Source organism: Ralstonia sp. 1B3 (assembly GCF_036631435.1).
In genome coordinates, this window is the sequence record NZ_JAPNUG010000013.1 from 1 (window position 1) to 15,665 (window position 15,665).

At 64.5% G+C, this 15,665-nt stretch carries 9 protein-coding genes and 4 pseudogenes; 12 read left to right on the top strand and 1 reads right to left on the bottom strand.

The window, feature by feature from the left end:
• From dgoD to OWR21_RS03540, 4 genes and pseudogenes are all read left to right on the top strand, one after another.
• Window positions 1-1,090: galactonate dehydratase (gene dgoD, locus OWR21_RS03525; RefSeq protein WP_332394622.1), on the top strand; the 1,090-nt coding region annotated here is incomplete at its 5' end.
• 115 nt (window positions 1,091-1,205) lie between these two features.
• A pseudogene (gene tkt / locus OWR21_RS03530) lies at window positions 1,206-3,227 on the top strand (transketolase).
• Window positions 3,228-3,311: 84 nt separating this feature from the next.
• On the top strand, window positions 3,312-4,310 hold the full coding sequence (gene gap, locus OWR21_RS03535) for a type I glyceraldehyde-3-phosphate dehydrogenase (RefSeq protein ID WP_009241512.1): 999 nt from the start codon (window positions 3,312-3,314) through the stop codon (window positions 4,308-4,310).
• 312 nt (window positions 4,311-4,622) lie between these two features.
• Window positions 4,623-5,666: a LysR family transcriptional regulator gene (locus tag OWR21_RS03540; protein ID WP_147215941.1), complete on the top strand. Its 1,044-nt coding sequence runs from the start codon at window positions 4,623-4,625 to the stop codon at window positions 5,664-5,666.
• 71 nt (window positions 5,667-5,737) lie between these two features.
• Here the strand turns inward: OWR21_RS03540 and fur are convergent.
• Window positions 5,738-6,168: pseudogene (fur, locus tag OWR21_RS03545) on the bottom strand (ferric iron uptake transcriptional regulator).
• A gap of 149 nt (window positions 6,169-6,317) precedes the next feature.
• Here fur and OWR21_RS03550 point away from each other — a divergent pair.
• The 8 genes and pseudogenes from OWR21_RS03550 (at window position 6,318) to OWR21_RS03585 (ending at window position 15,639) form a co-directional block, all read left to right on the top strand.
• Window positions 6,318-6,974, top strand: a complete 657-nt coding sequence (locus OWR21_RS03550; RefSeq protein WP_316899917.1) for an outer membrane protein assembly factor BamE — start codon at window positions 6,318-6,320, stop codon at window positions 6,972-6,974.
• Window positions 6,975-7,097: 123 nt separating this feature from the next.
• Complete coding sequence (dapB, locus tag OWR21_RS03555; RefSeq protein ID WP_252690667.1) at window positions 7,098-7,889, top strand: 4-hydroxy-tetrahydrodipicolinate reductase; 792 nt, start codon at window positions 7,098-7,100, stop codon at window positions 7,887-7,889.
• A gap of 173 nt (window positions 7,890-8,062) precedes the next feature.
• Window positions 8,063-10,695 (top strand): annotated as a pseudogene (leuS, locus tag OWR21_RS03560) (leucine--tRNA ligase).
• Window positions 10,696-10,725: 30 nt separating this feature from the next.
• Window positions 10,726-11,250, top strand: coding sequence for an LPS-assembly lipoprotein LptE (locus tag OWR21_RS03565; protein ID WP_147215948.1), 525 nt, complete (start codon window positions 10,726-10,728; stop codon window positions 11,248-11,250).
• 25 nt (window positions 11,251-11,275) lie between these two features.
• A pseudogene (holA, locus tag OWR21_RS03570) lies at window positions 11,276-12,351 on the top strand (DNA polymerase III subunit delta).
• Between the two features lie 74 nt (window positions 12,352-12,425).
• The gene (locus tag OWR21_RS03575; protein ID WP_147215984.1) at window positions 12,426-13,706 is read left to right on the top strand and encodes a glutamate-5-semialdehyde dehydrogenase; all 1,281 of its coding nucleotides are present in this window, start codon (window positions 12,426-12,428) and stop codon (window positions 13,704-13,706) included.
• 83 nt (window positions 13,707-13,789) lie between these two features.
• Complete coding sequence (locus OWR21_RS03580) at window positions 13,790-14,212, top strand: CopD family protein (RefSeq protein WP_027680553.1); 423 nt, start codon at window positions 13,790-13,792, stop codon at window positions 14,210-14,212.
• Window positions 14,213-14,229: 17 nt separating this feature from the next.
• Window positions 14,230-15,639 (top strand): THUMP domain-containing class I SAM-dependent RNA methyltransferase, encoded by a 1,410-nt coding sequence (locus tag OWR21_RS03585; RefSeq protein ID WP_332394623.1) that lies wholly within the window; start codon window positions 14,230-14,232, stop codon window positions 15,637-15,639.
• Window positions 15,640-15,665 lie beyond the last annotated feature (26 nt).

Below are 15,665 nucleotides of genomic sequence, written 5' to 3' on the forward strand. Positions count from 1 at the left end.
CGAGACCGACGAGGGCGTCACCGGCTGGGGCGAACCCGTCATCGAAGGCCGTGCGCGCACGGTGGAAGCAGCGGTGCACGAGCTCTCCGATTACCTCGTCGGCCAGGACCCGAGCCGCATCAATGACCTCTGGCAGACCATGTATCGCGCCGGCTTCTATCGCGGCGGCCCGATCCTGATGAGCGCCATCGCCGGCATTGACCAGGCGCTGTGGGACATCAAGGGCAAGGTGCTGGGCGTGCCGGTGTACGAACTGCTCGGCGGCCTCGTGCGCGACAGGATGCGCACCTACAGCTGGGTCGGCGGTGACCGCCCGGCCGACGTGATTGCCGGCATGAAGGCGCTGCAGGCCGGCGGCTTCGATCACTTCAAGCTCAACGGCTGCGAAGAGATGGGCATCATCGACACGTCCCGCGCGGTGGATGCTGCGGTCGCCAAGGTTGCTGAGATTCGCTCGGCGTTCGGCAACACCGTCGAATTCGGGCTGGATTTTCACGGCCGCGTTTCTGCGCCGATGGCCAAGGTGCTGATCAAGGAGCTGGAGCCGTATCGCCCGCTCTTTATCGAAGAGCCCGTGCTGGCCGAGCAGGCCGAAACCTATGCCCGCCTGGCCGCCCACACCCATCTGCCGATTGCCGCCGGCGAGCGCATGTTCTCGCGCTTCGACTTCAAGCGCGTGCTGGAGGCAGGCGGGGTGTCGATCCTGCAGCCGGACCTGTCTCACGCCGGCGGCATTACCGAATGCGTGAAAATCGCCGCCATGGCCGAGGCTTACGATGTGGCGTTGGCGCCGCATTGCCCGCTTGGCCCCATCGCGCTGGCGGCCTGCCTGCACGTGGATTTCGTCAGTTGGAACGCCACGTTGCAGGAACAGAGCATGGGCATCCATTACAACAAGGGCGCCGAACTGCTCGATTACGTGCGGAACAAGGCCGATTTTGCGCTGGAAGGCGGCTATATCCGCCCGCCGCGCCTGCCCGGCCTGGGCGTGGACATCGACGAGGCGCTGGTCATCGAACGCAGCAAGGAAGCCCCCGACTGGCGCAACCCGGTGTGGCGCCACGCCGACGGTTCCGTGGCGGAGTGGTAAGCCGGGCGGGGGAGGGGACGTCGTAGCACGTTTTACTGACCGCGATCACCCCAGCCGGGTCATTCCCGTCTGGTAAAATCGCGGTTTTCCCGCCTATCTCCTGCCGCAGGTTCGCATGACCGCCCCCGCCCTCCACTCGAATACCACCCAGCCTACCCAGTTGATGGCCAGCGCCATTCGCGTGCTTGCCATGGATGCCGTCCAGCAAGCCAATTCCGGCCACCCCGGCGCGCCGATGGGCATGGCGGATATCGCCGTGGCATTGTGGAGCCGTCACCTGCGTCACAACCCGCTCAACCCCCGCTGGCCCGACCGTGACCGCTTCGTGCTGTCCAACGGCCACGGCTCGATGCTGATCTACGCGCTGCTGCACCTGACCGGCTATGACCTGCCGATGTCGGAGCTGAAGAACTTCCGCCAGCTGCACAGCAAGACCGCCGGCCACCCGGAATACGGCATCACTCCCGGCGTGGAAACCACCACTGGCCCGCTCGGCCAGGGCATCACCAACGCCGTCGGCATGGCATTGGCCGAGCGCCTGCTGGGCCAGGAGTTCAACCGCCCCGGCTTTGACATCGTCAATCATCACACCTACGTCTTCCTGGGCGACGGCTGCCTGATGGAAGGCATCAGCCACGAGGCCTGCTCGCTGGCCGGCACGCTCGGCCTGAACAAGCTGATCGCGCTGTGGGACGACAACGGCATCTCGATCGACGGCGACGTCGTTCACTGGTTCAACGACGACACCCCGAAGCGCTTCGAAGCCTACGGCTGGAACGTGATCCGCGCTGTCGACGGCCATAACGTTGCCGCCGTGGAAGCTGCGATTGCCGAAGCCAAGAAGTCGGACAAGCCCACGCTGATCTGCTGCCGCACGCTCATCGGCAAGGGTGCGCCCAACAAGGAAGGCGGTCACGACGTGCACGGCGCCCCGCTGGGCGGCGTGGAAATCGCGGCCGCGCGCGAAGCGCTGGCCTGGCCGCACGCACCGTTCGAAATTCCGCAAGCCGTGTACGACGCGTGGGATGCCAAGGGCCAGGGCAAGCACTGGAAAAGGCCTGGAACGCGCTGTTCGATGCGTATTCGGAGCGTTATCCGGCCGAGGCCGCGCAGTTCGAGCGCCGCATGCGTGGCGAACTGCCGGAAGCCTTCGACAAGGCCGTCGCCGAGTTCATCGAGAAGTGCGAGCAAAGGCCGAGACCATTGCCACGCGCAAGGCCAGCCAGAACACGCTCGAAGCCTACGGCCCGGTGCTGGGCGAGCTGCTGGGCGGCTCGGCCGACCTGACCGGCTCGAACCTGACCAACTGGAGCGGCAGCAAGGCCGTGCGTGTGGATGCCTGGGGCAACCACATCAACTACGGCGTGCGCGAGTTCGGCATGAGCGCCATCATGAACGGCATCGCGCTGCACGGCGGCTACATTCCGTACGGCGGCACGTTCCTGACGTTCTCCGACTACAGCCGCAACGCGCTGCGCATGGCCGCGCTGATGAAGATCCGCTCGATCTTCGTCTTCACGCACGATTCCATCGGCCTGGGCGAAGACGGCCCGACGCACCAGTCGATCGAGCACGTTGCCAGCCTGCGCCTGATCCCGAACATGGATGTCTGGCGCACCGCCGACACCACTGAAACGGCTGTCGCTTGGGCGGCCGCCATCGAGCGCCAGAACGGCCCGAGCTGCCTGATCTTCAGCCGCCAGAACCTACCGTTCCAGGCGCGCAATCCGGCCACGCGCGAAGCCATTGCGCGCGGCGGCTACGTGCTGCGGGATGGGGCAAATGCGGCCGCCAACGGCAAGCCGGACGTGGTCATCATCGCCACCGGCTCGGAAGTTGGCCTAGCGGTCGGTGCAGCAGACCAGCTCGCCGCCGAGGGCATCCATGCGCGCGTGGTGTCGGTGCCTGCCACCACCGTGTTCGACAAACAGGATTCGGCCTACAAGGCGAGCGTGCTGCCGGCAGTGCCGCGCATCGCCGTGGAAGCGGGTGTGACCGATTTCTGGTGGAAGTACCAAGTACAAGCCGTGGTCGGTATCGACACGTTCGGTGAGTCGGCCCGGCAGGCGTGCTGTTCAAGCACTTTGGCTTCACCGTCGAGAACGTGGTGAACACCGCCAAGAGCGTCATTGCTTAACTGATTTGCGCACGCGGCACCCACGAGGTGCCGCGCTGTTTTTATCGCATCGTCGATTTCTTTTCTGCTATCAGGAGACTGACCATGACCATCAAGATCGGCATCAACGGCTTCGGCCGCATCGGACGCATGGTGTTCCGCGCCGCCGCCGCCAACTTCAAGGACATCGAAGTCGTTGCCATCAACGACCTGCTCGAGCCCGACTACCTGGCGTACATGCTGAAGTACGACTCGGTGCACGGCCGCTTCGACGGTGAAGTGTCGGTCGACGGCAACACGCTCGTCGTCAACGGCAAGAAGATCCGCCTGACCGCCGTGAAGGACCCGTCCGAGCTGAAGTGGGGCGAGGTCGGCGCCGACGTGGTGATCGAATCGACCGGCATCTTCCTGACTAAGGAAGGCGCGCAAAAGCACATCGACGCGGGCGCCAAGAAGGTGATCATGTCGGCCCCGTCGAAGGACGACACCCCGATGTTCGTGTACGGCGTGAACCACGAAACGTACAAGGGCGAGGCGATCATCTCCAACGCTTCGTGCACGACCAACTGCCTGGCACCGGTTGCCAAGGTGCTGAACGACAAGTGGGGCATCAAGCGCGGCCTGATGACGACCGTGCACGCTGCCACCGCCACGCAGAAAACCGTTGACGGCCCGTCCAACAAGGACTGGCGCGGCGGCCGCGGCATCCTGGAAAACATCATCCCGTCGTCGACCGGCGCTGCCAAGGCCGTCGGCGTGGTGATCCCGCAACTGAACAAGAAGCTGACCGGCATGTCGTTCCGCGTGCCGACCTCGGATGTGTCGGTGGTCGATCTGACCGTCGAGCTGGAAAGCGCCGCCACGTACGCTGAAATCTGCGCCGAAATGAAGGCACAGAGCGAAGGCGCGCTGAAGGGCGTGCTGGGCTACACCGAAGACAAGGTTGTCGCTACGGATTTCCGCGGCGATGCCCGCACCTCGATCTTCGACGCCGAAGCCGGCATCGCACTGGACGGCACCTTCATCAAGGTCGTGAGCTGGTACGACAATGAGTGGGGCTACTCGAACAAGTGCCTGGAAATGGCGCGCGTGGTCGGCAAGTAATCCTGCTGAACGGCACAGAAGAACGCGCCTTCGGGCGCGTTTTCTTAGGTGGGCCAAGCGCAGGCCCCGTCACAGGCATGTCCGGCTCGCCCGGGGTCCCGTCGACGTTTGTCATAGACGAGAAAGAAAACGTTTGCGGGCGAGCAAATTTCCAATTCGCGCTACAGGAATTCGCTTTGAAAATCGGGTTGCAGTCCGTACACTGAACAAATACTACATTGTGATGTGGCGGGCTTTTACGTCGCGTCCGGCCCATTGCCTCGGCAATGGTTGCCTTTCCAGTTTTCCAACGTGTTCGAGCCAAGGCGTCCCATGGTCAACGTCGATACCAAGCTGCTGGTGATTTTTGTTGAGCTGCTGAGCAAGCGCAACGCCACCTACGTGGCTGAAAAGATGCACATGACCGCACCGGCTGTCTCGCATTCGCTGGGTCGTCTGCGCGAGATCTTCGACGATCCCCTTTTCATTCGCGTTCCGCACGGCCTGACACCCACGCCCAAGGCGCTCGAGCTGGGCCCGAAGGTGCGCGAGATGCTCGACCTGTGGGCGGCCATCAACGAGGGCGATATCGCCACGTTCGACCCCGCCGAAGCCACCGGCACGTTCAACGTCAGCTTTGCCGGCACGCTGGGCGATGCGCTGTTCGACCGCTTCCTGCTGCGCATCAAGCGCCTGGCGCCGGCATTGCAGGTGCGCCTGACCGAGTCGTCTTCGTGGGAAGCCGATGTGGCCGCCATGCGCGCCAACGAGCTCGATCTGGCCTTCTCTCCGTTCCCCACGCGCCACCCCGAGATCATGGAAGAGGTCGTGACCTCCTTCAACATGTGGGTCTGCGCGCGCAAGGACCACCCGATCCTCGGCGATCGCTGCACGCTGGAGCAATACCTTGACTGCGAGCATATCTTCATCGCGCAGGGCAGCCCGGGCAGCCGGGTCGCGCCGTCGCTCATTCCGCTGGACTACGCCTTGCAGCAGCGCGGCCTCAAGCGCAACTCGACCATGACGGTGCACAGCTGGCGCACCCAGGGCGAAGTGGCGGCCCAGACCGACATGATCTTCACGGTCAATTCGCTGATGAAGGATATGGTCTGCAAGATGTACGACCTCAACGCATTCCCGCTGCCGACCGAGCTGGAAACTGTGCTGGGCCTGAACATGCTGTGGCACCGCAGCCGCAACACGCACCCGATGCTGGTGTGGGCGCGTCAGCTCTTCAAGCAGGTCGTCGCCGAATACACCGGGCAGGCGTCCGGCGCGCCGGCCCATCCGCCCGTGCAGGCCAAGGAACACGGCAAGGCCGAGAAGGGTGGTCAGGGCGACGCAGAAAAGGAGGGTGAGACGCGGCTGTCCGCCTGACATCCGCCATCTCGCCGCTCCAATGAAAAACGGCCGCAGACGATGCGGCCGTTTCCTTTGGCGACGACGCTTCAGCGCTTTGGCCGGTGCGGGCAGGCTTCCTTCGTGCAATTGCCATAAAGCGACAGCGCGTGCTCCTGCAGCGCAAAGCCGCGCGCACGGGCGATGCTCTGCTGGCGCTGTTCGATCTCGGCATCAAAAACTCTTCGACGCGGCCGCAATCGAGGCACACCAGGTGATCGTGGTGCTTGCCCTCGTTGAGTTCGTAGATGGCCTTGCCCGATTCGAAGTTGTTGCGTGACAGCAGCCCCGCCTGTTCGAATTGCGTCAGTACGCGATAGACCGTGGCCAGGCCAATGTCCATCTGCTCGGCGAGCAGGATGCGGTACACGTCTTCGGCGCTCATGTGGCGCTCTTCGCTGGTCTGAAAGATCTCGAGGATCTTCAACCGCGGCACCGTGGCTTTCAGACCGATGTTCTTGAGGTCTGCAGGACTCGGCATGCGCCAGGCTCCCTAGAGTACAATGTTCGGATTCCAATCATAAGGGTTTTGGCGGCAAAAGTCCTATTGACGGGCCTGCACAATGTGCCTGGCCGTCGCCGATTCCTCCCGTACCGGCACACCCGGAACCGTTTGAAGGCCGATCGCTCATGACCTTTTCCTTTGCGCGCAGTCCTGTCCGTTTTGCCCACGTCGCCCGTCGCGGCGGCCTGTTGATGGGTGCCATGCTCGCTGCGTCGGCGTTGCTGGCCGGATGCGGCACCTATGACAGCACCACGCGCAAGATCGCCAATGCCGTCACGCCGTATCGCATCGACATCGTGCAAGGCAACTTCGTGTCGCGCGAACAGGCGGCGCAGCTCAAGGAAGGCATGACCCGCGACCAGGTGCGCTTCGTACTCGGCACACCGCTGTTGACGGATATGTTCCACGCCAACCGCTGGGACTATATTTTCTCGTTCAAGCGTGGCAATACGGCTGTTGTGCAGGAACGCAAGCTGACCGTGTGGTTTGACGGCGATCGCCTCGCCAAGTGGGTGGGCGCTGATGAACTGCCGTCCGAAGCGGAGCTGATCTCGGAAATCGACGGCATCAAACGTCCGAAGAAGGACGCCGCGCAGGCCGCTGCTGCCGCGGGCGCGGCACCCGCTGCACGTGCACCGTCGATTCCGTCGGCTGAAGTGACGGACCGCGTGCAGTCGACCGCAGGCTCCAAAAACAACGTTGACGTGACGCTGCCGGAGCGCCGCACTGGCGGTGGTGGTACTGACACCAGCGTTCCGCCGCCGGCCACCCAATCGCAGTGAACGCCGTGAAGCGCGCATAGCCAGCGCGCCGGCATCACGACTTCGAGCGAGCGGCGGACGGGTTCCGCCGCTTGTGCGTTTTACAGACCGTTTTCTCTTTTGCAGCTTTTCGCTCTCACCGACATGAAAATTGCGATTGCAGGCGCCTCGGGCCGCATGGGCCAGATGCTGATCGATACCGTACTGCGCACGCCGGGCGTGACGCTGGGCGCCGCGCTGGACCGCGCGGGCAGCGATGCCGTGGGACAGGACGCCGGCGCCAAGCTTGGCAAAACCACCGGTGTCATCGTGACCGACGACGTGCGCGCGGGTCTCTCGCAAGCCGACGTGCTCATCGACTTCACGCGTCCTGACGCAACGCTGAATCACCTGAATGTCGCCCGTGAGCTGGGCACCGCGGTGGTCATCGGTACGACCGGTTTCACGGCTGAGCAAAAAGCCAGCTTCAAGACCTACGGCGAGTCGATCGGCGTGGTGTGGGCGCCCAACATGAGCGTGGGCGTCAACGCGACCTTCAAGCTGATCGAAGTCGCCGCGAAGATCCTGGCGCAGGGCTACGACGTCGAGATCATCGAGGCGCATCACAAGCACAAGATCGACGCCCCGTCGGGCACCGCGCTCAAGATGGGCGAGATCGTGGCCGAGGCGCAGGGCACCAAGCTGGCCGATCGCGCGGTCTATGCGCGCGAAGGCGAGACCGGCCCGCGCGAGCTTGGCACCATCGGCTTTGCCACCGTGCGCGGCGGGGACATCGTCGGCGACCACACCGTGCTGTTTGCGGGCGACGGCGAGCGCATCGAAATCACGCATCGCTCCAACACCCGCCAGTCGTATGCCGAAGGCGCCGTGCGCGCTGCGGTCTACGTGGCCGGCAAGAAGGGTCTGTACGACATGAACGACGTGCTCGGCCTGTAATCAGGCTGGCGGCAGAAGGCGCTGGCAGGCCTGTCCAGCGCCTCTTTCCACTGCTCGCGATCGCCCGGATGGGGCGGGTGGCGACGGTATAATCGGGCCTTCCGTTATTCAATCCGGCTGCGCGCGTTGGCGGCGCGGCTGCAATCGCCGGGGCATCCGGGCGACCCATCACCATGCAAGACAAATACTCCCCGTCCGACGTCGAACAGCAAGCGCAGCAACACTGGCAGGCCCTGGATGCCTACCGCGTGACCGAACATGCGCGCGCTGCTGACGGCTCGGACAAGCCCAAGTTCTACGCCTGCTCGATGCTGCCGTATCCGTCGGGCAAGCTGCACATGGGCCACGTGCGCAACTACACGATCAACGACGTGATGACGCGTCAGCTGCGCATGAAGGGATACAACGTGCTAATGCCGATGGGCTGGGACGCCTTCGGCATGCCGGCGGAAAACGCGGCGCTCAACAACGGCGTGGCACCGGCTGCATGGACCTACGACAACATCGCTTACATGAAGAAGCAGATGCAGTCGATGGGCCTGGCGATTGATTGGTCGCGCGAGGTTGCCACCTGCAACCCGGACTACTACCGCTGGAACCAGTGGCTGTTCCTGAAGATGCTCGAAAAGGGCATCGCCTACCGCAAGACCGGCACCGTGAACTGGGACCCGGTCGACCAGACCGTGCTCGCCAACGAGCAGGTGATCGACGGGCGCGGCTGGCGCTCGGGCGCGGTGGTGGAAAAGCGCGAGATCCCGATGTACTACCTGGGCATCACCAAGTATGCGCAGGAACTGCTCTCCGACCTGGACCCGCTGGGCTGGCCCGAGCGCGTCAAGCTGATGCAGCAGAACTGGATCGGCAAGAGCGAGGGTGTGCGCTTTGCATTCCCGCACAACATTGCCGCTGACGACGGCAAGCTGATCAACGACGGCAAGCTGTACGTCTTCACCACGCGTGCCGACACGATCATGGGCGTGACGTTCTGCGCCGTGGCCGCGGAGCATCCGATTGCCGCGCATGCCGCGCAGGGCAACCCGGCGCTCGCCGCGTTCATCGAAGAGTGCAAGCACGGCAGCGTCATGGAAGCCGACATGGCGACCATGGAAAAGAAGGGCATGCCGACTGGCCTGACGGTCACGCACCCGCTTACCGGCGAATCCGTGCCGGTGTGGGTCGGCAACTACGTGCTGATGACCTACGGCGACGGCGCCGTGATGGGCGTGCCCGCGCACGACGAGCGCGATTTTGCCTTCGCGAACAAGTACCACCTGCCCATCAAGCAGGTGATCGACGTGAAGGGTCAGCGGTACGACACGACCACCTGGGCCGACTGGTACGGCGACAAGGAACACGGCGTGCTGTTCCACAGCGGCAAGTACGATGGCCTGAACTATCAGCAGGCCGTCGACGCCGTGGCTGCCGATCTGGCCGCACAAGGCCTGGGCGAGAAGAAGACCACCTGGCGCCTGCGCGACTGGGGCATTTCGCGCCAGCGCTACTGGGGCACGCCGATCCCGCTGATCCACTGCGAGAGCTGTGGCGTCGTGCCGTGCCCGAGCAGGACCTGCCGGTGCGCCTGCCCGAAGATCTCGTTCCGGATGGCACGGGCAACCCGCTCGCCAAGGATCCCCGCTTCCTGAATTGCACGTGCCCGTCGTGCGGCAAGCCCGCGCGCCGCGAGACCGACACGATGGATACCTTCATCGATTCGTGCTGGTACTACATGCGCTATACGTGCCCGGACGGCGAGACCATGGTCGATGCCCGCAACGATTACTGGATGCCGATGGACCAGTACATCGGCGGCATCGAGCACGCGATCCTGCACCTGCTGTATGCGCGCTTCTGGACCAAGGTCATGCGTGACCTGGGCCTCGTCAAATTCGATGAGCCGTTCACCAACCTGCTCACGCAGGGCATGGTGCTTAACGAGACGTACTACCGGGAAGATGCCGCAGGCAAGAAGCAGTGGATCAACCCCGCCGACGTCGACGTGCAGACCGACGAACGTGGCCGCCCCGTGGGTGCCACGCTCAAGGCCGACGGCCAGCCGGTGGTGATCGGCGGCGTCGAAAAGATGTCGAAGTCGAAGAACAACGGCATCGACCCGCAAGCGCTGATCGATCAATACGGTGCCGACACGGCGCGCCTGTTCACGATGTTTGCTGCGCCGCCCGAGCAACAGCTCGAGTGGAACGACGCCGGTGTGGAGGGCGCCTCGCGTTTCCTGCGCCGTCTGTGGAATTTTGGCGTGGCCCATGCCGACGCCATTCGCGCCGGTCACGGCAATGGCGTTGTGGCGGGTGCAACGGATGCCGATCGCGCGCTGCGCCGCGAGCTGTACACCGTGCTCAAGCAAGCGAATTACGACTACGAGCGCCTGCAGTACAACACCGTCGTCTCGGCGACGATGAAGATGCTCAACGCGCTGGAAGGCGCCAAGGACGCCGGTGCCGACGCACGTCGCGAAGGCTTGGGGCTGCTGCTGCGCGTGCTGTACCCGGTCGTGCCGCACATCACGCACGTGCTCTGGACGGAACTGGGCTACGCCGGTGCATATGGCGATCTGCTCGACGCCCCGTGGCCGCAGGTCGACGAAGGCGCGCTGGTGCAGAGCGAGATCGAACTTGTGCTGCAGGTCAACGGCAAGGTGCGCGGCAGCATCGTCGTGCCGGCCGACGCCGATCGCGCCGCCATCGAAGCGATTGCCGCCAAGGATGAAGCGGTCCAGAAATTTGCTGAAGGCAAGCCGCCCAAGAAGATCATCGTGGTGCCGGGCCGTCTGGTGAACGTGGTGGCCTGATCGGCCATCCCACTCAAGGAACGCATGGTTATGTCGTTGTCCCGAGGTTTGTCCCGCCGCCGCTTTGGTCGCTCTGTCATTGCCCTGGGGATTGCGCTGCCGGCGCTGTCCGCCTGCGGCTTCCACATGCGGGGCAATACCGACTTCGCGTTCAAGCGGCTGTACATCAACTTGCCGCAGAACTCGCAGATGCGCGCGCAGTTGCGCCGGCTGATCGACAACGGCTCCGACACCGTCATCGTGTCGGATAAGAAAGACGCCGATGCGCTGCTCGACGTGCTGGCTGAAGACCGTGTGAAAACCATCTCGTCGCTCACGCCGCAGGGTGTGGTGCGCGAGTACCGCATCACGTATCGCTTCCGCTTCCAGCTGCGCGATGCGCACGACAACCTGCTGATCCCGCCGTCGGAAATCACGCAGTTCCGCGATCTCTCGTACAACGAGACGCAGGTGCTCGCCAAGGACTACGAAGAAGCGGCGCTCTACCGAGACATGCAGGGCGATACGATCAACCAGCTCGTGCGGCGCCTGGGCGCCGTGAAGCTGCCGTCGTAAGCGGCGGATCAGGGCAAGGTTTGCCATGCAATTGCGGCTCGACGCGCTCGAAGGTCATCTGAAGCAGGCTTCTGCCAAGGGCTCGCGCCGCTGTACGTGGTGCATGGCGACGAGCACCTGCTCGCACTTGAGGCGGTCGATGCGCTGCGGCAGGCCGCGCGCGCGCAGGGCTTTACCGAGCGCGACGTGATGAGCGTCGAGCGTGGCTTCTCGTGGTCGCGCGTGACCGAGGCCCAGCAGTCGATGTCGCTGTTCGGAGATCGCAAGATCGTCGAGCTGCGTATTCCGTCGGGCAAGCCCGGCAAGGATGGCGGCGAAGCACTGCGCGCATTGGCTGCGGGCACGCCGTCCGGGCCGGCCACCGACACCGTCACGCTGATCACGCTGCCGCGTCTGGATTTTGCGACTGCCAAGTCGGCGTGGTTCGCGGCGCTCGAAGGCGCGGGTGTGTCGATCAAGGTCGATTCGGTGGACCGCACCAAGCTGCCCGGCTGGATTGGCGAGCGTCTCGCGCGTCAGCAGCAGCGTGTGGAGCCCGGTGAGCCTGGCCGCCGCGCGCTGCAGTTCATTGCCGACCGTGTGGAGGGCAATCTGCTCGCCGCGCATCAGGAAATCCAGAAACTCGGCTTGCTGCATCCGCCCGGTGTGCTGACGTTCGACGATGTGCACGATGCGGTCCTCAACGTGGCGCGCTACGACGTGTTCAAGCTATCCGAAGCCATGCTGGCGGGCGATGTGCCGCGTCTGGTGCGCATGCTCGAAGGCCTGCGCGGCGAGGGCGAAGCTACGGTCCTGGTCCTCTGGACGTTGACGGAAGAAATTCGCGTATTATCAAAAATCGCTTCGGGCGCGGCCCAAGGCAAGCCGGTGGCGTCCATGCTGCGAGAACTCCGGGTGTGGGGGCCACGCGAGCGGCTGGTGCCGCAGGCGGCGCAGCGGCTGTCACAGCGCGAGCTGGAGGGTGCGCTCTCCATGGCCGCCAAGCTGGATCGGCAGGTCAAGGGCTTGCGCGAGCCGTCGCTGCCGGCCGAGCCATGGGATGGCCTGCTGCAACTGGCGATGCGCATCGCGCGGCCGGGCAGTCTTCCGGTGCCGGCCTGATCCACACCATCGGCCGCAAGTCTCCGAATTGTCCTCACACTGAATTTGCCGGCAGCTCGCCGGTCGCGATCATCATGAAGCAGCTCGACGTGAACGAATACATGGCCCTGGTCGGCCGTCAGGCGCGCACCGCCTCGCGTGGCATGGCCCGGGCCGGCACCGCGCAGAAGAACCGCGCGTTGTTGCACATTGCCGCCGCCGTCCGTCGCGATGCCGCCAAGCTCAAAGAGGTCAATGCCCGCGACGTCGAACGTGCTCGCGCCAACGGCCAGGACGCCGCCTTCATCGACCGCCTTACGCTGACTGATCGTGCCATCGAGACCATGGCCGCCGGCCTGGAGCAGATCGCCGCGCTGCCCGACCCGATCGGCGAGATCAGCAACATGAAGTTCCGCCCGACCGGCATCCAGGTCGGCCAGATGCGCGTGCCGCTTGGCGTGATCGGCATCATCTATGAGTCGCGGCCGAACGTGACGGTGGATGCCGCGGCGCTGTGCATCAAGTCTGGCAACGCGACCATTCTGCGCGGCGGCTCCGAAGCGATCGAATCGAACGGCGCGCTGGCGGCGCTCATCGAGGAAGGGCTGGCCGATGCTGGCCTGCCTGCCAACGCCGTGCAGGTGGTGGCCACCACGGATCGCGCGGCGGTCGGCAAGCTCATCACCATGACGGAGTACGTCGATGTGATCGTCCCCCGCGGCGGCAAGAGCCTGATCGCGCGACTGATCGAAGAAGCGCGGGTGCCGATGATCAAGCATCTGGACGGCATCTGTCACGTCTACATCGACGTCGACGCCGACATCGAGAAGGCCGTGCGCGTGTGCGACAACGCCAAGACGCAGCGCTACGCACCGTGCAATACGATGGAAACGCTGCTCGTGTCGCGCGATGTGGCTGCGCGCGCGCTGCCGCCGCTGGCAAAGATCTACCAGGACAAGAGCGTGGAACTGCGCGTGTGCCCGGCCACGCGCGCCACGCTGGAAGCCGCCGGGTTCGGCAATCTGAAAGACGCCGTCGAGGCCGACTGGCACACCGAATATCTCGCGCCGATCCTGTCGATCCGCACCGTCGACGGCCTGGACGATGCCATCGAGCACATCAACACCTACGGCTCGGCGCACACCGATTCCATCATCACCGAGAACTACTCGACCGGCATGCGCTTCCTGCGCGAGGTCGATTCGGCCAGCGTGATGATCAACGCGTCCACGCGCTTTGCCGATGGGTTCGAGTACGGCCTGGGCGCCGAGATCGGCATCTCCAACGACAAGCTGCATGCGCGTGGGCCGGTGGGGCTGGAGGGGCTGACCTCGCTGAAATACGTCGTGTTCGGGCACGGCGAGATCCGCACCTGATATCGCTTGCTGCACATTGAGCGCCGCCATGAGCGGCGCGCTGTTTACCGATCGCGCTTCACACCATTCACGGGACGCTTCGCATGCTCTGGGTCAAAGCCTTTCACATCGTCTTCATTGCGTCGTGGTTTGCCGGGTTGTTCTATCTGCCGCGCATCTTCGTCAACCTGGCAATGGAAACCGAGCGCGCGGCCATCACGCGCCTGCTGATCATGGCCCGCAAGCTGTTCCGCTTCACGACGATGCTGGCGATTGTCGCGATCCTGCTCGGGTTGTGGCTGTTCCTGGGATATCGCATCGGGCTGTATCCGCCCAATGGCTGGATGCACGCGAAGCTCGCGCTGGTGCTCGTGACGATCGGCTACCACCATGGCTGCGGCGTGCTGCTGCGCAAGTTCGAGGCGGGCGCCAACAAGCGTTCCCACAAGTTCTACCGCTGGTTCAATGAACTGCCGGTGCTGTTGTTGCTGGCGATTACGATCCTGGTGGTCGTGAAGCCGTTCTGATTTTTTCTGGTTTTCCGATGGCAACTGCTTACTTCGCGCCATGCCCCCGAGGGCTGGAACAGGCGCTGGCCGATGAACTGGCCGAAATCGCCATTCGCCCCGAGGTCGATGAGCTGGCGGCGTTCGAGGTGGGCCGCACCGTGCCGGGCGGCGTGCATTTCTTCGGCACGCAGGGTGCGGCGTATGCCGTCAACCTGCACAGCCGCATTGCCAGCCGGGTGCTGATGCGCCTGGCTTCGCGCGGGTATCGCTCGGAAGACGACATCTACGCGCTGGCCGCCGCGCAGCGCTGGGAAGACTATTTCACGCCCGACGAGATGATCCGCGTGGACGTGACCGCGCACAAATCGCCGTTGCAGAGCCTGAAGTTTGTCGGCCTGCGTGTGAAGGACGGGGTGTGTGACCGCTTCCGCCAACGCATGGGCGCGCGGCCCAGCGTTGATACCGTCTCGCCGGACGTGCGCATCTACGCATACCTGACCGAGACCGATTGCACAATCTATCTCGACACCACCGGCGAGCCGCTCTTCAAGCGCGGCTGGCGTCAGGAAAAGGGCGAGGCGCCGCTGAAGGAAAACCTCGCCGCCGGCATTCTGCGCCTGACGGGCTGGACGGGCGCACATGGCATGCCGTTCTACGATCCGATGTGCGGCAGCGGCACGTTCCTCGTTGAAGCTGCACAACGCGCGCTCGGCATTGCGCCGGGCGGTCAACGCGCCTTCGCCTGCGAATGGTTGCAGGACCACGATGCCAAATGCTTCAAGCGTCTGCGCGAAGCCGCTGCCGACGCGGCCGCCGCATCCATGCGCCGGGCACCGCCGCTGGTGGCGGGCGCCGACATTTCCACCGACATGCTCGCTTATGCCGCCGCCAATTGGCAGCGTGCCGGTCTGCCCGGCGAGCCGGTGCTCAAGCAGGTCGATGCGCGCTTCGGCAAGCCGCCGTTCGAGGCCGCCGGCGTGTTGTTGATGAACCCGCCTTACGGCGAGCGTATCGCCGTGCGCGGTGCACACGGTTCTCGCCGCCGCCGGCCGGAAAGCGAAGGCGACGAGGATGGCACCGTGTTCGAGCGCGCCAGCCGCGCCATGGGTGCCCCGGGCGACGATGGCCGCCGTCCGATGCGCGAACTGCGTCAGCCGGAGCCGCCGCCCCCGATCGACCCCGAGGAAGAGGCCGCCGCCAACGAATTTGCGCAGGCCTTTGCCGGCACGCTCAAGCGTGAATTCGCCGGCTGGAAGGCGTTCGTCTTCACGGGCGATCTCTCGATGCCGCGTCGGATGCGGCTGAAGGAGTCGCAGCGCACGCCGCTGTACAACGGCAACATCGAATGCCGTCTGTTCCGCTTCGACATGGTGAAGGGCGGTATGCGCGATCGCCCGGAGCGGCCTGTAAAAGGCGATGCCTCAAACGACAACGCCGACGCATAAGCATCGGCGTTGTGTGCCAACGGCGG